20 protein-coding genes and 3 tRNA genes are annotated in these 21913 nt (G+C 36.3%); 22 read left to right on the forward strand and 1 reads right to left on the reverse strand.

Annotation, left to right across the window (positions count from 1 at the left end; translation table 11 throughout):
- Positions 1 to 48 precede the first annotated feature (48 nt).
- The 13 genes from CYTFE_RS0104965 to CYTFE_RS0105025 all read left to right on the forward strand — a co-directional run bounded on the left by CYTFE_RS0104965 (position 49) and on the right by CYTFE_RS0105025 (position 8009).
- Positions 49 to 324, forward strand: coding sequence for an ATP-dependent Clp protease adaptor ClpS (locus CYTFE_RS0104965; RefSeq protein WP_027470918.1), 276 nt, complete (start codon positions 49 to 51; stop codon positions 322 to 324).
- Positions 325 to 330: 6 nt separating this feature from the next.
- Entirely contained in the window at positions 331 to 798 is a 468-nt protein-coding gene (locus tag CYTFE_RS0104970) for an NfeD family protein (protein WP_044213847.1), read from the forward strand.
- A 4-nt stretch (positions 799 to 802) separates the two neighbouring features.
- Positions 803 to 1789: a flotillin-like protein FloA gene (floA, locus tag CYTFE_RS0104975; protein ID WP_304611197.1), complete on the forward strand. Its 987-nt coding sequence runs from the start codon at positions 803 to 805 to the stop codon at positions 1787 to 1789.
- Positions 1790 to 1990: 201 nt separating this feature from the next.
- Positions 1991 to 2079: transfer RNA gene (locus CYTFE_RS0104980), tRNA-Ser, on the forward strand.
- A 31-nt stretch (positions 2080 to 2110) separates the two neighbouring features.
- Positions 2111 to 2185: transfer RNA gene (locus CYTFE_RS0104985), tRNA-Pro, on the forward strand.
- A gap of 32 nt (positions 2186 to 2217) precedes the next feature.
- Positions 2218 to 2292, forward strand: a tRNA-Pro gene (locus CYTFE_RS0104990).
- 297 nt (positions 2293 to 2589) lie between these two features.
- A complete protein-coding gene (locus tag CYTFE_RS25035) occupies positions 2590 to 3852 on the forward strand; it encodes a site-specific integrase (protein ID WP_044213848.1) in 1263 nt (420 codons plus the stop codon).
- Positions 3853 to 3949: 97 nt separating this feature from the next.
- Complete coding sequence (locus tag CYTFE_RS0105000) at positions 3950 to 5110, forward strand: hypothetical protein (RefSeq protein ID WP_027470921.1); 1161 nt, start codon at positions 3950 to 3952, stop codon at positions 5108 to 5110.
- Positions 5111 to 5287: 177 nt separating this feature from the next.
- Positions 5288 to 5557 carry a helix-turn-helix domain-containing protein gene (locus tag CYTFE_RS0105005; RefSeq protein WP_027470922.1) on the forward strand — a complete coding sequence of 90 codons (270 nt, stop codon included), beginning with the start codon at positions 5288 to 5290 and terminating at the stop codon, positions 5555 to 5557.
- Between the two features lie 21 nt (positions 5558 to 5578).
- Complete coding sequence (locus CYTFE_RS0105010) at positions 5579 to 6286, forward strand: hypothetical protein (RefSeq protein ID WP_027470923.1); 708 nt, start codon at positions 5579 to 5581, stop codon at positions 6284 to 6286.
- 33 nt (positions 6287 to 6319) lie between these two features.
- Positions 6320 to 6967, forward strand: a complete 648-nt coding sequence (locus CYTFE_RS0105015; protein WP_027470924.1) for a P-loop NTPase family protein — start codon at positions 6320 to 6322, stop codon at positions 6965 to 6967.
- A gap of 12 nt (positions 6968 to 6979) precedes the next feature.
- Positions 6980 to 7540 (forward strand): hypothetical protein, encoded by a 561-nt coding sequence (locus tag CYTFE_RS0105020; protein ID WP_027470925.1) that lies wholly within the window; start codon positions 6980 to 6982, stop codon positions 7538 to 7540.
- A gap of 7 nt (positions 7541 to 7547) precedes the next feature.
- On the forward strand, positions 7548 to 8009 hold the full coding sequence (locus tag CYTFE_RS0105025; RefSeq protein WP_027470926.1) for a DUF5675 family protein: 462 nt from the start codon (positions 7548 to 7550) through the stop codon (positions 8007 to 8009).
- Between the two features lie 66 nt (positions 8010 to 8075).
- Here the strand turns inward: CYTFE_RS0105025 and CYTFE_RS0105030 are convergent, their stop codons facing one another.
- Positions 8076 to 8279, reverse strand: coding sequence for a hypothetical protein (locus CYTFE_RS0105030; RefSeq protein ID WP_235208338.1), 204 nt, complete (start codon positions 8277 to 8279; stop codon positions 8076 to 8078).
- 177 nt (positions 8280 to 8456) lie between these two features.
- On the opposite strand from CYTFE_RS0105030, the gene CYTFE_RS0105035 reads away from it, so the two are divergent.
- From CYTFE_RS0105035 to CYTFE_RS0105085, 9 genes are all read left to right on the forward strand, one after another.
- Positions 8457 to 9215 carry a hypothetical protein gene (locus CYTFE_RS0105035; RefSeq protein WP_027470928.1) on the forward strand — a complete coding sequence of 253 codons (759 nt, stop codon included), beginning with the start codon at positions 8457 to 8459 and terminating at the stop codon, positions 9213 to 9215.
- A 51-nt stretch (positions 9216 to 9266) separates the two neighbouring features.
- The gene (locus CYTFE_RS29815; RefSeq protein ID WP_154665618.1) at positions 9267 to 9437 is read left to right on the forward strand and encodes a hypothetical protein; all 171 of its coding nucleotides are present in this window, start codon (positions 9267 to 9269) and stop codon (positions 9435 to 9437) included.
- Between the two features lie 335 nt (positions 9438 to 9772).
- Positions 9773 to 10060 carry a helix-turn-helix domain-containing protein gene (locus CYTFE_RS0105045; RefSeq protein ID WP_027470929.1) on the forward strand — a complete coding sequence of 96 codons (288 nt, stop codon included), beginning with the start codon at positions 9773 to 9775 and terminating at the stop codon, positions 10058 to 10060.
- A complete protein-coding gene (locus CYTFE_RS0105050; RefSeq protein ID WP_027470930.1) occupies positions 10061 to 11605 on the forward strand; it encodes a class I SAM-dependent DNA methyltransferase in 1545 nt (514 codons plus the stop codon).
- Between the two features lie 119 nt (positions 11606 to 11724).
- On the forward strand, positions 11725 to 13290 hold the full coding sequence (locus CYTFE_RS25040) for an RNA-binding domain-containing protein (RefSeq protein ID WP_081735913.1): 1566 nt from the start codon (positions 11725 to 11727) through the stop codon (positions 13288 to 13290).
- A gap of 269 nt (positions 13291 to 13559) precedes the next feature.
- Positions 13560 to 15149, forward strand: coding sequence for a restriction endonuclease subunit S (locus CYTFE_RS30665; protein WP_052343002.1), 1590 nt, complete (start codon positions 13560 to 13562; stop codon positions 15147 to 15149).
- Between the two features lie 16 nt (positions 15150 to 15165).
- Complete coding sequence (locus tag CYTFE_RS0105075; protein WP_027470931.1) at positions 15166 to 16119, forward strand: AAA family ATPase; 954 nt, start codon at positions 15166 to 15168, stop codon at positions 16117 to 16119.
- A 7-nt stretch (positions 16120 to 16126) separates the two neighbouring features.
- Entirely contained in the window at positions 16127 to 18628 is a 2502-nt protein-coding gene (locus CYTFE_RS0105080; RefSeq protein WP_027470932.1) for a S8 family peptidase, read from the forward strand.
- An 11-nt stretch (positions 18629 to 18639) separates the two neighbouring features.
- On the forward strand, positions 18640 to 21861 hold the full coding sequence (locus CYTFE_RS0105085) for a type I restriction endonuclease subunit R (protein WP_027470933.1): 3222 nt from the start codon (positions 18640 to 18642) through the stop codon (positions 21859 to 21861).
- The last annotated feature ends 52 nt before the right edge of the window (positions 21862 to 21913 follow it).

Here is a 21913-nt window from a genome sequence, read left to right on the forward strand (position 1 = left end):
TGGCTTTTTAATTAAAAAGTGCTATTTTGTAACATAAATTTATAGCAGATGGTAGCTTTTAGTAAAAAATGGAAAAAAGATGAGCTGGACAAAAGTACTGGAAAACAAAAAATGCTCATTTTACACAATGATAGTGTGAATTCTTTCGATTACGTAATTAAAACATTATGTGAGGTTTGTGACCATGATACTATCCAAGCCGAGCAATGTGCTTTTTTAACCCATTTCAAAGGTCAGTGTGAAATTGCGGTGGGAGAAGTTGCTGATTTAGTCCCATTGAAAAATAAGTTGTTAAATAAAAATCTGATCGTATCTATTCATTAACTGTTTATGACTACCATAGTAATTATACTGCTTATTTTATTGGGGCTCTTCTTATTGGTTCTGGAGTTTTTTGTGTTGCCTGGCATTACCTTTGCTGGCATTGGAGGTACATTATTTATTGGTGCTGGAATTTTTATGGCTTACAATGAGTTTGGGACTACGGGTGGAAATGCTACCTTAGTTGCAACCATGCTAATTATGGTGCTCGCCATCGTTTGGTCACTTCGTTCTGGTACATGGAATAAATTAATGCTCAAAGCGTCTGTTGATGGTCAGGTGGAGGTGAAAGAGGATAAGGATATTTGTGTAGGCGACGAAGCGGTGTCCATTACCCGATTAAATCCAGTAGGAAAAGCTAGTGTAAATAATATTATTATTGAAGCAAGATGTCCGGGTCATTTTGTGGATGAGAATACAATTCTTGAAGTTCAGAAAGTTTTTAAAACTTATATAATCGTTAAACCTAAAAGTTGATATTATGATGGAAGGCTTAGGATTTTTTGGCCTGTTAGCAGTCATTATTGTACTGTTTTTTTTATTTCTGTATTATGTGCCTGTCTTACTTTGGTTTTCAGCCTTGGTTTCAGGAGTGCGTATTTCCCTAATTCAGTTGGTATTGATGCGGGTTCGTAAAGTGCCACCTTCGGTGATTGTACGTGCCTTGATTGAAGCCAATAAAGCTGGGATAAATAGCATTAAGCGTGATGAACTGGAGGCCCACTATTTAGCGGGGGGGCACGTGACCAGTGTAGTACATGCATTGGTATCTGCTGCAAAGGCAAATATAGACCTTACATTTCAAATGGCAACGGCTATTGATTTGGCCGGACGTGATGTGTTTGAGGCGGTTCAAATGTCGGTTAACCCAAAGGTGATTGACACACCTCCAGTTGCAGCCGTTGCAAAGGATGGTATTCAGTTGATCGCAAAGGCGAGGGTAACTGTGCGTGCCAGTATTAAACAATTGGTGGGGGGTGCCGGTGAAGAAACGGTTCTTGCCCGTGTTGGTGAAGGTATTGTGTCATCTATTGGATCATCCATGTCGCACAAAGGTGTACTGGAAAACCCGGATTCTATTTCTAAAGTAGTTTTGGAAAAAGGATTGGATGCAGGTACTGCATTCGAAATTCTTTCTATTGATATTGCGGATGTGGACATAGGTAAAAATATTGGTGCGGTGCTTCAAATAGACCAGGCTGATGCTGATAAAAATATTGCTCAGGCGAAAGCTGAAGAACGAAGAGCAATGGCTGTGGCATTAGAACAGGAAATGAAAGCCAAAGCACAAGAAGCTAGAGCCAAGGTGATCGAAGCTGAAGCAGAGGTTCCATTGGCCATGGCAGATGCCTTTAGAAAAGGTAATTTGGGAGTGATGGATTATCTAAAAATGAAAAATGTGGAAGCAGATACTTCCATGAGAGACGCCATTTCTAAATCACCTTCGGACAAACCGAATAAAAAATAAAAAAAAACAAAGGGGCTTCGTTAGCCCCTTTGTTTTTGTAATACAATTTGTTACAAAAACTGAACAAGACAGGGCGGAAAAATTGCCTATTTTTTTTTATAAAATGTATTGCAGCATTAAAACATTTTCCTACATTTGCACTCGCAATAACGAAATAAGTGTTGCATACTGAGCTTGAAAAGTGAGGCTCTGAGTAGTATTGGAGAGGTGGGTGAGTGGCTGAAACCACCAGTTTGCTAAACTGGCGTACGGGTAACCCTGTACCGGGGGTTCGAATCCCCCTCTCTCCGCTTTTTATTGTAATATCAAAGAAAACATCAACGGGGTGTAGCGCAGTCCGGTTAGCGCACCTGGTTTGGGACCAGGGGGTCGGGAGTTCGAATCTCTCCACCCCGACAGATTTTTTTGATGATATTGTGTAATTGTTTCGGGGTGTAGCGCAGTCCGGTTAGCGCACCTGGTTTGGGACCAGGGGGTCGGGAGTTCGAATCTCTCCACCCCGACGAAACAAATATTAGTTTGTATCAAAAGCTTGTAAACTGTATGGTTTACAAGCTTTTTTGTTTTTTAGTAAATTAGTTTAAACTAATATAATACATATTTGAGGTGTAACTTGAGTGTAACCTAAGTTTTTTATACTTTTAAGTTACACTTGTAGATGTTGATAATTTATTCTGTTTTTAACTCGTTTTTAAGCCAAGTGTAACTTCCATTGATTTTGATTGATATTGATTGTGAAAAAATGACTTCAGGTGTAACCTGATGAAAATGATTTATTAACCACAATTAATTTATATGTCATGTCAGGCAATCAACTACTTTTTGTAAAGTTCTTTATAAGAGCGACTAAGAATGATCCTAGCATAGGGGTATTGTACCTTCGGATATCTTATAATGCTAAGAGAGTGGACTTTTCTTTTAACCATCGTGTAAGTGTAACTTCTTGGGATCGTAAGAGTGATTTAGTAAAGTCGAGCGGGAAAGATTATCTGCGTATTAATAGAGCTATAGTTTCAGCAAAGACTAAGATTTATAGTATCTATGAAAAGTTGAGATATGAAGAAAAGCTAATTACAGCAGAGATTCTGAAAAATATGTTTTTAGGAAGTAAAGAGGAGGGTAAAACTCTTTTATATCTTATGCAATATCATAATGAGTCACAGTCTAATATTTTGAGTCCTGGAACACTAAAAAATTATTTTACGACAGAGAAGTATCTGATAACTTATCTAAATGAAATTAAGAGGGTGGATGATATCTATCTTAGAGATCTAAATTATCAATTTATAACTGAGTTTGAGGCTTATTTGAGAAGTTATAAACCGATAGATCATCATAAGGCTTTATCAAATAATGGGGTGATGAAGCATTTGGAAAGGTTGCGGAAAGTGACTAGTATGGCTGTACGTTTAGGTTGGCTGGAAAAGGATCCTTTTGAAAAGTATAAGTTATCTTTCGTGAAGGTTGATCGCGAGTTTTTAACTGATAGGGAGCTTGAGATATTGAGGGAGAAAAGGTTTCGGATTAAAAGGCTGCAGTTTGTGAAAGATTTATTTGTTTTTTCGTGTTATACTGGTTTGTCTTATATCGATGTGCATAATTTAAAGCGCGATAATTTGATTTTAGGTATTGATGGCGAGTATTGGATCCAGACCATTAGACAAAAGACTCATATGGTTGTTAATATTCCGATTTTACCCGTTGCGTGGGGAATTATTAATAAGTATATGGATGATCCAAGAGCTGTTAATAATGGGACTGTTTTTCCAAGATTATCGAATCAGAGGTTGAATAGTTATTTGAAAGAGGTTGCTGATTTGTGTGGAATATCTAAGACTTTAACGTTTCATATGGCTCGACATACGTTTGCTACAACTGTTACCTTGAGTAATGGAGTGCCTATTGAAACGGTTAGTAAGGTGTTAGGGCATAGTAATTTATCGACAACCATGATTTATGCGAGGGTGTTGAAGGATAAGATAAGTGCTGATATGAAAGATTTGAAGCAGGTGTTGCAAAATAAAGAGGATAATACGGGGTTGAACAGGCATGTTAATAGATAATTTTTGATCAGTATTGTTGGCATTTAGTCGTTGAATTATTATGTTTATGGTTGGGATCTCTACAAATCAACCATTTTATATTCAAACAGACTGAAAAATGCCGTACTTATTGGAACAATTTGAAAGGGTTGTTGAGTATATCGGCAACCCTAAAAACTGTGGTGTTAAATTTCAATTTGAGAACGAAAAGCAACTCGTTTATAGCATAAGTTTATTTGATTTAAAGCAAGGTTTGTTGCTTTTGGCTGCATCTAAAGCCTTGCCGGGTATTGTGTGTCAGCAGGTACGATTGTATCAGAGTAGTTCGATAAGAATGCTAAAGCGTTTGCATGATAGACCTGATTGTTGTTGTTACTCATCAAGGTGTTGGGGTGATATTTTTTATGGGGTTGTGAATACACTTATTAGTTTCATCAACTTTTTGCATATGCAATTTCCGGAGTATTTTGATAAAGAGTTGATTGCTCCGGCGCTCTACTATGATTACTATAGGGTTCGTTTTAAAGATAAAGTAGAGAAGATATTGAAATTAAAGGTTGATGCTGAAAAGCTTGAATCTATAAAGAAGGTTGTTGATTATTTTAAGGAGTTGGGGTATACAAATTGTTCGTTTAGAAGAATCTGGTATATTGATAAACTACTTTCTAAGATCAATACAAAGATTTGTAATGAGCATGTAATGGGTGATAAATTTGAAGAATTAGTTAAGCTGATTATTTCGTATAATTTTAATTCAACAGAGGTTTATCATCAAATCATTGAATGGATCAAGCGCGATTTAGCCATGGAGACCAATGTGAATGCTGTGTTTGAAAAGTTACAATGTTATAAAAAGCAAGTATCGCAGATTATGGTGATAAAAGGCGATGGTTTTTCGCGTAAATCAAAAAAATTAAAAATATCGATTATTAATTGGATCAATAAGGAAATGAATTCATTTACTTATCAGGTTCATATATTTGATGAGGTTAAGAAGGTAAAGGAACCGGAGCAACCCTATATTAGGCCTCAAAAAATACAGACTAATTTATCTGTTGCTGAGATAGCATGTGTGCTTAGGCAGTTCATTGAAGTGGGTATTATATACGCAGATAACAAAAAAGAAATCTTTAGATTGGTTTCTGAGATTTTTGCATCAAAGCATAATCATCAAATATCATATAAGAGCTTAAATAATAACTTTTTTAATATTGAACTTTCCACATATAAATCAACCAAACAGCTGTTTCTTAAACTTTTCAGGTCCATCGAAGAATGATATGATTTGGATATACATTTTATGGTTTAGGTATCTTAAAAGTTTGTGGTTAAAAAAAAATATCCTTGTAACTTGTTGATAATCTATGGGGTTGTTGGGGGTTGTACAACCCCCAACAACTGTTTTTGTATTGCTTTTGTATTTTTCTTTGTGTCATATCAATATTAATCAATAAATATGGCAACAGAAATTATTACAACAGACGATTTGCGGGAGTTTAAAATTGAACTTCTGGAAGAATTTGAGAAGCTTCTCAAACAGAACTCAGGGAGTCAGCAAAAGAAATGGTTGAAATCCTATGAGGTGAAGGAACTTTTAAATGTGTCTTCTGGTACACTTCAACATTTGCGAGTGAGTGGTATGCTGCCCTATACGAAAGTTGGAGGTACCATCTATTACGATTACCAAGATATTCAGAATATGATTACTCAAAACAAATGTGGGTAATGCTTTTTCAAACAATAGGTTATGAACTTCATCCAACATTTGCTGGATGCGTTTGCGAAAATGGACAGGGAAAAGCTTCTGAAAGCATATCATGTAAGCCTTTATATTTCACTGTTTAGGATATGGAACCGCAACCGTTTCGATAATCCCATTTGGGTAAATCGAGATGAGTTAAAAACTATGTCAAAGATTGGGTCTAATAATACTTACTACAAGGCTCTTAAAACATTGGAGGATTGTGGTTTTATTAAGTATACTCCCTCTTTTGATCCGCAGGTAGCTAGTAAAGTTTACCTGTACACTTTTGATATAGGTACCTGTACACCACCTATATCAAAAGTGAACCCTTTATATAAACATATAAAACATATATACTCTATATATAGTAATGAAGAAAATCAAAATGAGATGAAAGAAACTAATATGAATGATAAGCCTAAAAAAGCGTTTCAGAAACCACCAATTGAGCATATTCAAATCTATTTTGAACAAAAAGGTTATTCGGAAATTGAAGCGCAACGATTTTTTAATTATTACGAAAGCAATGGCTGGATGGTAGGAGGTAGATCGGAAATGAAAGATTGGAAAGCAGCTGCTCGTAATTGGATGCTCAATATTCAGCGTTATCGAGAAAATTCATTTGAGAAGAAAGGAACCAATGGACAGGCCAAAATAGCATCGAAGGAACAAAGGAATTTTTCTGCGCGGAATTACAATGAACCTCTTTGAATTTTTTAAATATGGAAATTAAAAATAAGCGTGATGTTTTACCATATCCACGATAACTGTATCGTCTATAACTATCAAAAGAGCCTCGATTTTATAGTAAAGAAGGGTAGGGAGATATATGGTGATTGTTTTTGTTTAGCGCATGAGGATATGCCTATTATTCGAAAATTGTTTGTTTACATGATTCGGGATAAAAATCTAATGGCTGAGGAAGGTTTAGATTCGCGAAAAGGCATAATGCTATGTGGACCTATTGGGGTAGGAAAAACTTCTTTGATGCATTTATTGAGGTTGATTTTGCCAGAAAGCAAAAGCTATATGATAAAATCATGTAGAGATATCAGTTTTGAATTTCATAGAGATGGTTATGATGTAATTGACAGATATAGTAAAAAAAGTCTCAAGTTTAATCATGGAATAAAGAAAAAACAGACCATCTGTTTTGATGACTTGGGAGCGGAGCAAAACTTAAAACATTTTGGCAATGAATGCAATGTGTTGTCTGAAATATTATTATCGAGATATGATTTGTTTATTTCCGATCATCTGATGACCCATATAACTACAAACCTAAATGCTACTGAGATAGAAAAGCAATATGGAGTTAGGGTAAGAAGCCGTTTAAGAGAAATGATGAATGTGGTTTCTTTTCCGGATGAGGCACCAGATAAGCGTAGATAAAATAGATTTGTTATGAAGAAAAATTTATTAAAATCAACTTTATTACAAAAAGGACTTCCTCTATTGGCTAATGTACTTACTGGAGGAACAGCCAAGCCGGCTTTTGAAGTGGTGAAATCGATATTGGGTTTAAAGGTTAATGATGACGATGGTTTTTTAGAGGAGTTAACTCAAAAGCCTGACCTCATCGAGAAACTCAGAGAATTTGAGCTTAATCAAGAGTTAGAGCTTCAAAAATTAGCTTTACAATCAACTCGCTTAGAGATTGAAGAATCAAAAGCGTATTTACTAGATAAGCAGAGTGCACGTTTAAGAGAAACGCAGTTGGCACAGGCGACGGGACAACGTGATTGGTTAATGTTGTCGTTGGCGATTGTTGTCGTAATAGGATTTTTTAGCCTGATTTCTATCATGATATTAGGCGATAATGCTCAAAAAGTGACCAATAATGGACCCGTCAATCAATTGTTTGGAGCTTTGGTTGCAGGGTTTAGTATGGTACTATCGTACTTTTTTGGATCGAGTAAAAGTTCGGCAGATAAAAATAAAACGATTGCTAATCAAAGGATATAAGTTTATTATGGATTTAACAGTTTTACGTTATAGTTCAGGGGCAGACAGTACCCTGGGCTTGTTGTATATGGATCGAAAATTTGCTTGTTATACCCTTGAAGATGAACATCGGGAGAAGAAAGTGTATGGAGAAACCAGGATACCTGCAGGTAGGTATCGGGTTGTACTCAGAACAGTAGGCTCTCATCATGAGCGTTACAAGCAAAAGTTCCCAGAGTTTCACAAAGGTATGCTACACATTACCAACGTACCTAATTTTACAGATATCCTGATTCATATAGGAAATACAGATGATGATACAGCTGGTTGTCTGCTAGTGGGAGAATCGAGTTATTCAAATGTAAATCAACCAGGGAGAATTAATAGTAGTACAGTGGCTTATAAAAGAATTTATCCCATCATTGTTAGTGCATTAGAAAAAGGCGATGAGGTTTGGATAAGCTATTTGGATGAGGTAAATTTTGAATGAATATAAACTGGACTAAAATGAATGAGATTTGAGAATGGGGAGTGATAAATAAGGAAAAGGGATCATTTAATCATAGAGATATTCTTGAATGATTTCAATTGAAATGCCAGAGTATTGGGCAAATTCTTTAACCGTGATGAATTGATGTTTCTCTTTTCCTAATTCCTTTTTCATTTTTGTTAAGAGTCGTTGAGCGGATTTTTCACTTTTCCCGGTTATTCTTTGAATATCTTTAGGATAAATGCAAATCCGTTTTAGTTTAATGTCCATGATGCATTATCGATGCTTTATCTATACTGTATTCATACTTTTGTATGGTTTAATCTATACTCTAAGATAATGAAAATTTAGGGTCAAAACGGTCAAAAAGGGACAAATTGGACACTGTAATTTGCAAATAAGGTGATAATGCTATTACATTAAAGGTGTTGTTTAAATTTGTTGATTATGGCAAGGCAAAAGAGTATTTTGAAACTAGAAGGAAGTATTGGGGATGTTTCTTTTTACAAAAGTGGAGGGGAATATTTGGCCCGAACAAAAGGGGGCGTAGATGGTGATCGAATTAAAACGGATCCAGCATTTGCACGTACCCGTGAAAATGGAGCTGAGTTTGGGGTTGCTGGTAAGGCAAGTAAATTGTTGCGTACTGCATTTAAAGCTCCTGTTGCAGCGATTGCAGATAACAGGGTTGCTAGTAGGTTAACTACCCAAATGTTGAAAGTGGTGCAGTCTGATACTGTGCATTCGAGAGGAGAGAGGACTGTTCAGGATGGTAACTTAAGTCTTATTCAAGGTTTTGAGTTTAATGTGAATACAGGATTGGAAGATGTTGTGAAAGCTGCTTATTCTGTAGCGTTTGATAGGGTTTCTGGAGAAGCTAGTGTTACTATAGATTTTAGTAATCCAAGTTTAGAGTTGAATCAGGTTGAGGGTGCTGACCAGGCACAAATACTTATTGGGGTGGCAGCAGTTGATTTTGAGAATAATGAGTATGAGGTGGATGTGTTAGAGGCAGATGCTGTTAGTATGGCGTCAACAGAAGCAGTTTTGGTTCAACAAACGGCTAGTGTTTCGGCTAATAGTACTCGTCCTGTATTTGTGATTGTTGGAGTTATGTATTATCAATCGGTTAATGATGAGTTATATCTTATCAATAGCCAGGATAGCAGGGCACTTGCGTTAGTAGCGGTAGACCAACCTGAATAATTTGGTTATGAGAGTTAATTTTGTAAAGTATCGTGTTTAAAATAGGATCAAATGGATAGTAAAGTTGGGTTTATAGGAGGGAGTTTGGTTGCTATTGTGAAAAGTATTACTTTGCATAATATTGTTGAAACAGTAGTGTATACTGTTATAGGAACAGTAGTAAGTTACTTTGTTTCTTTGTTTTTACGATGGATGTTTGGTAAGTCGAGGTTTGGTAGCTAGGATAGATTGTTAGGTTTGGTATAAAGGTCTTTACATTGTTGTAAAGGCCTTTTTTTTGGGTATTTGAAATGTTTGATAATGGTTTAAATTTAAAAAACAAGTGCCACAGGATTACTTACGGCAGAAAATACAAACAGCAGATTCCCCGTTAAAGAAAGGATTGTTTAGTAATATCGTTGACTTGCTTGATAAGCTTAAATAATACCCTTCAATAAAGTTAGCTACTTTAGATAATCATAAATTGAGAATAACATAAAATTTCAACTGGCAACCAACTGGTTTGTTGAAGTTTTTTTTATATATTTGACATAAAGTGACAAGACAAAAATTTGTGAATGAATATACTTGGCAAAAAGTTAAGGGAATTAAGAGAAGAACAAGGACTATTATTAAGGCAGATTGCAGCCATTTTAGAGGTTGATACTGCCTTAATGAGTAAGCTTGAAAGAGGTGAACGGAGAGCGCAACGTGAACACATCAAACAATTAGCATCAGTATTAAAAGTTCAAGAAAATGAACTGGTAATTCTATGGTTAGCTGATAAGATAAAAGATGTGGTACGAAATGAACCTCTGGGGCTTGAAGCATTAAAATTAGTAGAACAAGATATTATACAAGAATAAATGGCAAAGAAGAAGAACGGAAACGGAGTGGAAGAAACGCTCGAAAAGAAGTTGTGGACTACCGCAGATAAATTGCGTAAAAATATTGATGCAGCCGAATACAAACATGTTGTATTGGGCTTAATCTTTTTGAAATATATTTCTGATGCTTTCGAGGAGCATTATGCCAAGCTTGTAGTCGGAGAGGGCGAATATGCAGGTGCTGACCCTGAGGACAAAGATGAGTATGGTGCTGAAAATGTATTCTTCGTTCCAGAGAAAGCAAGGTGGGCTTTTATTCAATCGCAAGCAAAGATGCCAAACATTGGTAAGCTGATTGACGATGCCATGGATTTGATTGAAGCGGATAATGCTACACTGAAAGGGATTCTTCCTAAAACCTTTGGACGTTCTAACCTTGACCCACAAACATTGGGCGGTTTAATTGATACCATTGGTACAGTAGCACTGGGCGATGAAAAAGCAAAAAGCCAGGATGTGCTTGGACGTGTATATGAATACTTTTTAGGTCAGTTTGCTTTGGCAGAAGGTCAGAAAGGTGGACAGTTCTATACTCCGGAGAGTATTGTAAAACTTTTGGTGGAAATGTTAGAACCATACAAAGGACGTGTTTATGACCCTTGTTGTGGTTCCGGTGGAATGTTTGTACAAAGTGAAAAGTTTATTGATAGCCACCAAGGACGTTTGGATGATATTTCGGTATATGGACAGGAAAGTAACCAGACCACTTACCGCTTATGCCGTATGAACCTTGCCATACGTGGTATTGATGGTTCTAATATTAAGTGGAATACAGAAGGTTCATTCCTGAATAATGCGCATAAAGATTTAAAAGCCGATTATATCATTGCTAATCCTCCTTTTAACGTAAGTGATTGGAGTGGTGAATTGTTACATGATGATGCTCGTTGGCAATTTGGAGTACCACCAGCAGGCAATGCTAACTTTGCATGGGTGCAACACTTCTTATATCACTTAAAGCCCGATGGCGGACATGCTGGGTTTGTTTTGGCTAACGGCTCATTAAGTTCCAATACAGGTGGTGAAGGTGCTATACGCCAAAAGTTAGTAGAAAACGACCTAGTAGAATGTATTGTAATGCTACCTAAAGCTTTGTTCTTTAATACTGGTATCCCTGCTTGTTTATGGTTTTTGCGTAGAGGTAAAAAGCAACGCAATGGCGAAACTTTATTTATTGATGCTTCTGAATTGGGTTACATGATTAACCGTAAAAACAGGGTATTAGATGAAGAAAAAGATGTAAAGAAGATTGCAGATACTTATCACAAATGGCTAAACCAAAGTGACGAATATGAAGATGTAAAGGGATTTTGCAAATCGGCGACCATTGAAGATATACAAAAACACAAGTTTGTATTAACACCTGGGCGTTATGTGGGAATCCCTGACGAAGAAGATGATGGTATTCCGTTTCAGGAAAAAGTTGATACACTTACTTCCCGATTACGTGAGCAAATGAACCAAGCCCAAGTTTTGGATAAAGAGATTGCAGAGCAGTTAAGTAAAATCGGCATCAAAATTTAGCTAAAAAGTAAAACGAAATAAGGTAAGAGGTAACAGGTTCCATACATCAAAGACCTTGTACCTTTTAGCTTGTACCTTTTACCTAATACTTAATACCTTTTACCTCTTTAAAGTAAATTATGAAAATATCAGAACTGATAGCCAAAGGAGAAAGCAAAATATTGGAGCTAAAAGAGGCTTTGCCAAAAAACGAGAATATTGCAAAAACAGTAATTGCCTTTTCAAATACGAGTGGAGGAAAGCTCATTATTGGTGTTAACGATAAACGAGAAATTGTTGGAATTGACGATGCCGAACTGTTTCAAATGCAGGATAAAATAGCCTCCATTATTGCCGATAATTGCTCTCCGGGTATTATGCCCGAAATATACAGCATAAATATCGAAGGCAAACTGGTATTAGTTATTGAGGTGGTACGTGGAAATCTGAAACCCTACTTTTTTAAGAACCAAGGAAAAGTCGATGGTACATATATCCGTTTAGGAGCAACCAACCGAATAGCCGACCAAGAAACCATTTCCGAACTTGAACGCCAAAAACGACACATCAGTTTTGATGAAGAAATATGTTACGAGCTTGAATATTCGCAATTAGATGTTTCGCCTTTGCTTAACAAATTCGAAAGCATTGGTAAGCCATTAAACAACGAGAAGCTTGAAAACTTAAAACTCATAAAGTCTGAAAATGGCAAGGTATATCCTACCAATGCTTTGATGATTATTTTAGGAAAATTTATGCACTGCACCGTAAAATGTGCAAGGTTCAAAGGCACAACCATGTCTGTTTTTATTGATAAAAAAGAATATGGTGGTGATGTGTTCTCTATTTTAGATAATACACAGCACTTTGTACTGAACCACATTAACTTGGGTGCTGAAATAAAAGGTCTGTACCGCAAAGACATCTACGAAATACCTGAAATAGCCTTGCGTGAAGCACTTGTAAATGCCATTATTCACCGTGATTATGTGCATGGAGGCAGAGATATTAAAGTGGGTGTTTACGATGACATTGTAAACATTGTGTCTCCGGGGTGTATCCCTAATAATATTTCGTTGGAAGATATATTTAATGGACGAAGCGAAGCTCGAAACCGTGTGGTGTCGAATATATTTAAAGAGCTTGGTTTAATTGAACAATGGGGCAGCGGAATTAATCGTATTATCTCTGCCTGTGAAGAGCATGAATTAAAAACGCCTAAAATCGCAGAAGAAAACGATTTCTTTGATATTGAATTTTATCGTCCACGGACGATTACGGACGAAAAAATGTCGGGAAACGTCAGGAAACCGTCGGGAAAGCCCGAGTTGCAGCCTGAGTCTAAATCGGCACAGCCCGAGTTGCAGCAAGAGCTGAAAGCCCTATTAAAACAGGGTATTGAGAAAGAACAGCAAGAGTTACAGCAAGAATTTAAAGACCGACAGCCTGAGTTGCAGCCTGAGTCTTTATACGCAGCCTTAGTTCTAAGGCTGGCAGAAAATAACCTTTCAAAACAAGGTTTGGCTGATGCGCTAGGGCATAAAAGCATTTCAGGACAATTAAAAGTGGTAATTGCTAAGTTACTAGATGACCAACTAATAGAATGGACTATCCCTGAAAAACCCAACAGCTCAAAACAAAAGTACAAACTCACCAAACGAGGAGTTGCATTTTATGCGCTAATTAAGGTAAAAGATAAAAAGTAACAGGAAAAAGTATGAGAAACGATATGGTATTATTAAAACAAGGCGGTAAAAAAAACTTTTACCTTTTACCTTTTACCTATAACCTTTTACTTTTCAAGAATGGAGGATAAGGTATGAGCGAACAAATGAACCAAGCACAAGAGCTTGACCAAGAAATTAAAGAGCAGTTAGGTAAAATTGGAATAAAACTTTAGGCAGATGACAACAGGTAAAATTACAAATGATTTAACTGCCCCGAAGGGATGGCAGACTAAAATTGGGATTGAGTTATGAGTGAATTAATTGAATTAGCAAATTACATTTCAAGAGGAATCACACCTAAATATACCGAGAGTGCTGACGGTTTTGGAGTAATAAATCAAAGGTGTATTAGAAATGGAGTTATTGATTTTAGCCTTGTTAGAAATACGGACTTGACAAAGAAGAAAGTTTCTGAGGATAAAATGTTAAAGAAATTCGATATTCTTATAAACTCTACAGGCGATGGTACTTTAGGTAGGGTCTCGCAATATTTTGGAGAAGACAATAAGTATACTGTTGATTCACATGTTACAATTGTACGTCCGAACAGTTCACTAATCAACCCAGTATTTCTTGGTTTCAATTTATTTTCAAAACAAAGGTTCATTGAAAAGTTAGCAGAGGGTTCAACAGGTCAATTAGAACTTCCTAGGATTAGCGTAGGTAATATTGAAGTAAATGATGTAGATAAGGAATTGCAAGACCTTTCTGCAATATTATTGTTTAACATTCAAAATAAAATCACTCTTCTCCGCCAACAAAACCAAGACTTAGAAGAACTGGCCCAAACCCTTTTTAAACGTTGGTTTGTAGAGTTTGAGTTTCCCTGCCTTCCCTCGGACTATCGTCCTCACGGGCAGGTAAACCTTGTAGATATGGCTAAGGTTTGTACTTATTCGCGAGTGGGTAATTTGCCTTCTCCAGATGATAAAAGTTGGTTTGTTTATGTGCTTTTGTGTGAAGATGGGTCATTCTATAAAGGCATGACAAATGATTTGTATCATAGGTTTTATGTGCATTACATTGGAGAAGGCGCTAACCATACTAAAACTCATAGACCTGTTAAAGTCATTCATTGGGAACAATTTGATACACAAGATGAAGCTCGCAAACGCGAAGAAGAGTTAAAAACAGGTTATTGTAGAACATGGCTTCAGCACCAATGGGATATAGCTAAAGGTGATTTACCTGCCCCTAAGTGCCAACTCAGAATGGCAGGCAAAATGGTGGAAAGTGAATTGGGTGAAATTCCGGAGGGGTGGAAATGCAATGAGTTACAAGAGTTAGTTACAGTAAAAAGAGGTGGTTCACCTAGACCAATTCAAGATTTCTTAGTTAAAGAAGGATTACCATGGGTAAAAATATCTGATGCAACTGCCACATCTTCTCCATTCCTTATGAGTACAAAAGAATTTATTAAGGAAGAAGGCTTGTCAAAGACTGTGTATTTAAAAAAAGGAAGTTTGATTTTATCCAATAGTGCAACACCAGGTCTACCTAAATTTCTTGAGCTTGATGCATGTATTCATGATGGATGGCTCTATTTTCCAAAGATATCAGTAATTACTCAGAATTATATGTATTTATTATTTCTGCACCTGAAAAAGCATATTGTACAGCAGGGAAGTGGAAGTGTTTTTACAAATTTAAAAACGGATATTTTAAAAGAGCAATTATTACCTGTTGCAACCACTGAAATTATAAAATCATTCGATTCTTTGATAGATTCATATTTTAATAAAATAAGAAACAATACAAACGAAATTCAAACCCTTACTCAGTTACGAGATACCTTGTTGCCTAAGCTAATGAGTGGAGAGTTGAGAGTTACGAAATAAGAAAGGAACAATTAATATGGCAAAGGCAGACCAAATAAAAAACTTAATTAAGATGCACTTTGATGGGCAAAACGAACGCTTCATCACTATTGCATTGCAGATAGCTGCACATGAAGCTAAGTTGGGTCATACAAAGCTTGCAGATGACATCAAGAAAATTATAGATAGTGCTAAAACACAAAAACCGAAGCTAAAGCCTTTAAATAGAGATTTACAAGAATTGGTTATTGAGGTAGAACCAATTGAACGTATTTCAGATTTAATAGTTTCGGATAATATGTCTGAAAGAATTCAACGTATAGTAACTGAATATGTAAAGTTAAATACTTTAAGAAAGCATAATTTAACAAATAGAAGAAAACTACTCTTAACTGGCCCTCCAGGTACAGGAAAAACAATGACTGCATCTATTATTTCAAATGAATTGAACCTGCCGTTAAATATTGTTCTAATGGATAAAATGGTTACGAAATTCATGGGAGAAACAAGTGCTAAATTAAGGCAAGTATTTGAAATTATTTCTGAAAACAAGGCGGTATATCTATTTGATGAGTTTGATGCAATTGGAACTAATAGAAATGCGGAGAATGATGTAGGAGAAATGAGGCGTGTCCTAAATTCCTTTTTACAGTTCATTGAACAAGATAAATCAGAAAGCCTTATTGTCGCAGCTACAAACAATTTAAAACTGTTAGACCAAGCATTATTTAGACGTTTTGATGATGTTATTCATTACCATTTACCTAATGATGATGAAGTTTTACTTCTTCTAAATAATAAATTAGGTTCGTATAAAGATGATATTCAACTGGAAACAATAATAAAAAAATGTCATGGTTTAAGCCATGCAGAAATATCCTTGGCATGTATGGATACTATAAAATCTTGCATTTTAAGTGATAAGAAAAAAATTACAAAAACAATGCTTGTAAAAACAATTGAAGAAAGGAAACAAGCCTACATAAAATAGCTAAACCATGAACGAACCTCAAGAGCATATCTTCATAGAAAACAGACATGAAACGCTAAAATATACGACAACCCAAACAGGTAGAGGAAATACAGTAATTCCTGAAAGAGATCGGCAAACTCATTCACAAAAATTATTAGCGAAATTTGATGATATATGGAATTCTCAACAAAGCCTGAAAGACAATCGTCAAGCGGTATCTTTGTCGACAAGAAGTGGTATGTATCTTGAATTTAGAAGTGGAAAAAATGCAGACCTTATTACTAAGAGTATTGAGGATATGCGACAAAATATTAGGCTACTAAATATTAGGACAGAGGAAGTTGAGCAAGGTTCTTCGGTATGTAAAGCTACAGTTTATATTCCAGAAAGTAAACAAAGCAAGTTTCTAAAAAAAATCAATGATTACGCATTAGAAGATACTAAATTAGGAAAACCAAAAAACAAAGACTTGGTTAATAGTATCGAAGATGTTGAATTAGCAATAATAGAATCTCTATGGACTGATAAAAAAGAACTTATCCCAAATCAAATCCCAAGATGGTGTGAGGTTTGGTTAAGGATTGAAGAAGATAGTGATTATGACACACAAATATCTAAATTTTACCAACTAATACAAGATAAAAATATTGGATACAAAGGAAAGGCGTTACACTTTCCTGAACGAGCCGTTTTTTTAATTAATGCTAATAATGATATCCTTAAAGAATTAATCAATTCATCAGACCAATTAGCAGAATTTCGCTTTGGTCAGGAGGCAACAGGTTTTTGGTCAGAAGAAAGCAATGTTGGTCAAATCGAATGGGTTGAAAATTTACTCTCAAGACTAGAAATTGAAGATTCAAATGTAAAAGTATGTGTATTAGATTCAGGTGTAAATAACGGACATCAACTTATATCACCAATACTTGAAGACAATGATTGTCTCACTCTATCTCCAGACTGGGGCACTGATGATGTGTGCCAAATTGCAGGCAACAAAGGGCATGGTACAATGATGTGCGGTATTGTAGGGTATGGAGACTTACAGGAAGCGTTGGAATCAAATGAACAAATAATTTTAACACACAAGCTTTGTTCTGTAAAAATACTACCACGTACTGGAGAAAACGAACCCGAAAATTGGGGGCATTATACTGAACAGGCTGTTTATAGAGCAGAAACTCAAAATTCTAATCACAATTTACTTTTCTGTATGGCAGTTACCTCAAAAGACGGTGTCGATAGAGGTAAACCATCAGCTTGGTCAGGTATGATTGACGCAATTTCTTTTGGAGAGTCTAATAAAAAAAGATTATTCATAATTTCTGGAGGAAATATTAGGAATGATGATACTTGGAAAGAATATCCAGATGCCAATAAACTTGAAAGTATTCAAAATCCTGCTCAATCGTGGAATGCTTTATCTATTGGAGCATACACTGAAAAAATATTTGTAGATGATGATGTAGAAGACTATTATCCTATTGCCTCTGCAAAAGAAATATCGCCTTATAATTCTTCATCATATAATTGGCAGAACAAATGGCCTATTAAACCGGAGGTTGTATTTGAAGGAGGTAATATATTAAGAAAAGACAATAATGGTGAGTTTGAAGATTTTTGGCAACATCAAGATTTAGAAATACTGACCACATCTAAAAACTTTCAACTAAAACAATTTGAAACTTTTAATGCAACAAGTAGTGCATCTGCAAAAGCTTCTTGGTTAGCTGCAAAAGTTGCCCAAAAGTATCCTAGTCTATGGGCTGAATCAATTAGAGGTGTTATAGTACATTCAGCAAGTTGGACAGATGAGTTAATTTCTCAGTTCAATATTGATTTGAGCAGAAAGAAAAGCGTATTAGAATTATTGAGAATTTGTGGATATGGAGTACCTAATATTGATAAAGCATTAAATAGTTACGAAAATGGATTGACACTCATAGCACAAGAAACAATACAACCATTTATCAAAGAAAACTCTAAATATCAAACAAATAATATGCACCTTTTTGATTTTCCTTGGCCAAAAGACGAGTTGTTGGCACTTGGAGATACTCCGGTAAAGCTTAAAATCACATTATCGTATTTTATAGAACCAGGTCCGGGACGGATCGGTTGGAAAGATAAATATAGGTATCAATCTTTCGGATTGCGGTTTGATGTTAATAAAGAAGGTGAAACAGAAGACGAATTTAAACAAAGAATAAATAAAGCAGTACGGGATGAAGATTATGAAAATGAATCACACGGTTCCGATACTCGTTGGGTAATAGGAAAGGATAATAGAAGTATTGGTTCAATTCATTCAGATATATGGGAAGGCAATGCAGCAGATATTGCGGATTGTAATATCATTGCGGTCTATCCTGTAATTGGATGGTGGCGTGAAAGGCACAATCTAAAAAGATATAATTCTAAAGCCAGATATTCGCTGCTAGTTTCTCTCGAAACTCCGACAGAGGATGTTGAACTTTATACAGCAATAACTAACAAAATTGCTACTCCTATTACTGTTGAGATTTAATTTATTAAGAAATGACCAAAATAACTGAAAACGATATAGAGCTATGGGCAATTGAGGAACTGGAGAACCTTGGTTGGAACTATATTCATGGTGCTGTTATTGCACCTGATGGTGAGGAACCGGAACGAAATTCTTTTAGTGATGTCATTTTAAAAGGTCGTTTGGCTGAAGCCATTGTCCGAAATAATGCGCACATCCCTTACGAAGCCCAACAAGAAGCTTTAAAAGTAATTGAACGGATTACTTCGCCCGAGTTAATGGTGAACAACCAAGAATTTCATAAGTTGCTCACCGAGGGTGTTCCTGTGGAGTATCGCAAAGATGGTGTGCAGCGTGGCGACCGGGTTCAGTTGGTCAATTTTAGTAATCCAAAGCAAAACGATTTCCTGGTGGTAAATCAATTTACCATCATTGAGAATAATAGCAACAAACGCCCTGACTTGATTCTGTTTGTGAACGGCTTACCCCTGGTCATATTTGAATTAAAAAATGCTGTTGATGAAAATGCAACTTTACATTCAGCATTTAAGCAGATTCAAACCTATAAAGATACTATACCAAGTCTGTTTACATTCAACACTTTTTGTGTGCTGTCTGATGGTGCTGATGCAAAAGCAGGTTCATTATCGGCAGGCTATTCTCGTTATTTAGCTTGGAAAACAAGTGATGGCATTCAGGAAGCATCTACGCTTACCAGTCAATTGGAAGTACTAATAAAAGGTTTAACCAATCCTGAAACCTTATTAGATTACATACGCCACTTCATTGTTTTTGAAGAAGTAAAGACGTTTCATGAAACGTCTCAACAAGTATCTATTACCACAATAAAAAAGGTAGCAGCCTATCATCAATACTATGCCGTAAATAAAGCCATTGAATCTGTAAAAAAAGCATCGGCTGATAATGGCGACCGAAAAGGTGGTGTAGTATGGCATACACAAGGTAGTGGTAAGTCACTCTCAATGGTGTTTTTTAGCGGTAAGTTGGTTCTACAGCTTAACAATCCGACCATATTAGTAATAACTGACCGTAACGATTTAGACGACCAACTGTTTGATACTTTTGGTTCATCGAAGCAATTGTTGCGCCAAGTTCCGATACAGGCAGAAAGCAGAGAACACTTAAAAGAATTACTTAAAGTAGCATCCGGAGGAATTGTATTTGCTACTATTCAAAAATTCCAACCCGAAGATGGCTCAAATGTATATGAGCAACTTTCTGACCGTACTAATATTGTAGTGGTTGCCGATGAAGCCCACCGCACGCAATATGGATTTAAGCCAAAAACTATTGATGTAAAAGATGATAACGGCAATGTGATAGGCCAACGTTTGGTTTACGGCTTTGCCAAATATATGCGTGATGCTTTGCCCAATGCAACCTATTTAGGTTTTACAGGAACTCCGGTGGAATCAACCGATGCAAATACCCCGGCTGTTTTTGGTAACTATGTAGATATTTATGACATAGCCCAAGCCGTGGAGGATGGTGCTACTGTTCCTATTTACTACGAAAGCCGTTTGGTGAAAATCAATCTTTCGGAAGAAGGAAAACAGCTTATCGAGGAGCTTGATGAAGAACTGGCAAAAGATGAATTAACGGAAACCCAAAAAGCTAAAGCCAAGTGGACAAAGGTTGAAGCCATTATTGGTAGTGAGGCTCGACTAAAAAAAGTAGCAGAAGATATTGTTTTTCACTACGAGGAACGTACCAATAGCGGTATTGAAGGTAAAGCAATGATTGTTACCATGAGCCGACAAATCGCTGCTGACTTGTATAAAGAAATTATTAAAATACGCCCACATTGGCATGATGATGATTTGGATAAAGGTGTGCTAAAAGTAGTGATGACTGCTTCTTCATCCGATGGTCCAGAGCTAATGAAACATCATACATTAAAAGACCAACGCAGAGCATTAGCCGACCGAATGAAAGATACCTCAGACCCGATGAAATTGGTAATTGTTCGGGATATGTGGCTGACAGGATTTGATGCACCAAGTATGCACACTTTATACATAGACAAACCAATGAAAGGTCATAATCTGATGCAAGCCATAGCTAGGGTTAACCGTGTATATAAAGATAAACCGGGCGGTTTGGTAGTCGATTATTTTGGTATCGCCTCTGATTTAAAAAAGGCACTATCCTTTTATTCCGATAGCGGTGGTAAAGGCGACCCGGCAGAAGCACAGGAAAAGGCGGTTCAGTTGATGTTGGAAAAGCTAGAAGTTGTTTCTCAAATGTTTTCAGAAAATCCTATCGTACAACATGCTGATTATGCCATGGCAGCAGAACCTAAAGTGCCTTACGGTGATGGCTTTGCTTATGAGAATTATTTTGATGCTTCAATAAAAGAGAAGTTAGAGTTAATAATTTCTGCGGTTGAACATGTGCTTAGTTTGGAAGATGGTAAAAACCGATATGTAAGAGAAGTGACAGCCCTCTCTAAAGCATTCTCTATTGCGCTACCGCATGATGAAGCCATGGATGCTAAAGATGAGATTGCATTCTTTCAAGCAGTAAAAGCTCGCATTCAAAAATTGGATATGGGTACAGCTTCTGGTGGCAAAACCGATTACGAGATAGAAACAGCCATCAAACAAGTGGTTGATGAAGCGATTGTTTCAGAACAGGTAGTTGATATTTTTGATGCAGCAGGAATTAAAAAGCCGGAATTATCTGTATTGGATGATGATTTTCTTGAGGAAATGAAAGACATGAAGCATAAGAATTTGGCGCTGGAAGTCCTCAAAAAACTACTCAATGATGAAATTAAGGTTAGAGCCAAGCATAATATCGTTCAGAGCCGTACCCTAATGGAAATGTTAGAATCATCCATTAAACGCTACCAAAACAACTTAATCACCGCTGCCGAAATCATTCAGGAAATGATTGAACTGGCTAAAGAAATAAAAGAAGCCGACAAGCGTGGCGAAAAAATGGGCTTATCAAAAGATGAGCTTGCCTTTTATGATGCCGTGGCATCAAACGAAAGTGCCAAGGATATGCTTGGTGATGAAGTTCTTCTAAAACTTGCAAGGGTACTTGTTGAACGTGTTAAAGCCAATGCAACAATAGACTGGACAGTTAAGGAATCCGTAAAAAAGAAGCTGAAAGTAATTGTAAAGCGTACTCTTAGACAATATGGTTATCCACCCGATTTACAAAAATTGGCTACTGAGACGGTATTGAGTCAGGCAGAGATGTTGGCGGAGTTTTGGAGTGAGTAATAGTACAACAATAGAAAACATTTAGTTCATACAATTTAATTGATTGATTTTT

This window comes from Saccharicrinis fermentans DSM 9555 = JCM 21142 (assembly GCF_000517085.1).
GTDB classification, from domain to species: Bacteria; Bacteroidota; Bacteroidia; order Bacteroidales; family Marinilabiliaceae; genus Saccharicrinis; species Saccharicrinis fermentans.

What these genes read in the sequence shown, in the direction of transcription:
- CYTFE_RS0104965 (WP_027470918.1), top strand. Translation starts at nt 49, where the DNA reads ATGGTAGCTTTTAGTAAAAAATGGAAAAAAGATGAGCTGGACAAAAGT.
- CYTFE_RS0104970 (WP_044213847.1), top strand. Translation starts at nt 331, where the DNA reads ATGACTACCATAGTAATTATACTGCTTATTTTATTGGGGCTCTTCTTA.
- floA (WP_304611197.1), top strand. Translation starts at nt 803, where the DNA reads ATGATGGAAGGCTTAGGATTTTTTGGCCTGTTAGCAGTCATTATTGTA.
- CYTFE_RS25035 (WP_044213848.1), top strand. Translation starts at nt 2,590, where the DNA reads ATGTCAGGCAATCAACTACTTTTTGTAAAGTTCTTTATAAGAGCGACT.
- CYTFE_RS0105000 (WP_027470921.1), top strand. Translation starts at nt 3,950, where the DNA reads ATGCCGTACTTATTGGAACAATTTGAAAGGGTTGTTGAGTATATCGGC.
- CYTFE_RS0105005 (WP_027470922.1), top strand. Translation starts at nt 5,288, where the DNA reads ATGGCAACAGAAATTATTACAACAGACGATTTGCGGGAGTTTAAAATT.
- CYTFE_RS0105010 (WP_027470923.1), top strand. Translation starts at nt 5,579, where the DNA reads ATGAACTTCATCCAACATTTGCTGGATGCGTTTGCGAAAATGGACAGG.
- CYTFE_RS0105015 (WP_027470924.1), top strand. Translation starts at nt 6,320, where the DNA reads ATGTTTTACCATATCCACGATAACTGTATCGTCTATAACTATCAAAAG.
- CYTFE_RS0105020 (WP_027470925.1), top strand. Translation starts at nt 6,980, where the DNA reads ATGAAGAAAAATTTATTAAAATCAACTTTATTACAAAAAGGACTTCCT.
- CYTFE_RS0105025 (WP_027470926.1), top strand. Translation starts at nt 7,548, where the DNA reads ATGGATTTAACAGTTTTACGTTATAGTTCAGGGGCAGACAGTACCCTG.
- CYTFE_RS0105030 (WP_235208338.1), bottom strand. Translation starts at nt 8,279, where the DNA reads ATGGACATTAAACTAAAACGGATTTGCATTTATCCTAAAGATATTCAA.
- CYTFE_RS0105035 (WP_027470928.1), top strand. Translation starts at nt 8,457, where the DNA reads ATGGCAAGGCAAAAGAGTATTTTGAAACTAGAAGGAAGTATTGGGGAT.
- CYTFE_RS29815 (WP_154665618.1), top strand. Translation starts at nt 9,267, where the DNA reads ATGGATAGTAAAGTTGGGTTTATAGGAGGGAGTTTGGTTGCTATTGTG.
- CYTFE_RS0105045 (WP_027470929.1), top strand. Translation starts at nt 9,773, where the DNA reads ATGAATATACTTGGCAAAAAGTTAAGGGAATTAAGAGAAGAACAAGGA.
- CYTFE_RS0105050 (WP_027470930.1), top strand. Translation starts at nt 10,061, where the DNA reads ATGGCAAAGAAGAAGAACGGAAACGGAGTGGAAGAAACGCTCGAAAAG.
- CYTFE_RS25040 (WP_081735913.1), top strand. Translation starts at nt 11,725, where the DNA reads ATGAAAATATCAGAACTGATAGCCAAAGGAGAAAGCAAAATATTGGAG.
- CYTFE_RS30665 (WP_052343002.1), top strand. Translation starts at nt 13,560, where the DNA reads ATGAGTGAATTAATTGAATTAGCAAATTACATTTCAAGAGGAATCACA.
- CYTFE_RS0105075 (WP_027470931.1), top strand. Translation starts at nt 15,166, where the DNA reads ATGGCAAAGGCAGACCAAATAAAAAACTTAATTAAGATGCACTTTGAT.
- CYTFE_RS0105080 (WP_027470932.1), top strand. Translation starts at nt 16,127, where the DNA reads ATGAACGAACCTCAAGAGCATATCTTCATAGAAAACAGACATGAAACG.
- CYTFE_RS0105085 (WP_027470933.1), top strand. Translation starts at nt 18,640, where the DNA reads ATGACCAAAATAACTGAAAACGATATAGAGCTATGGGCAATTGAGGAA.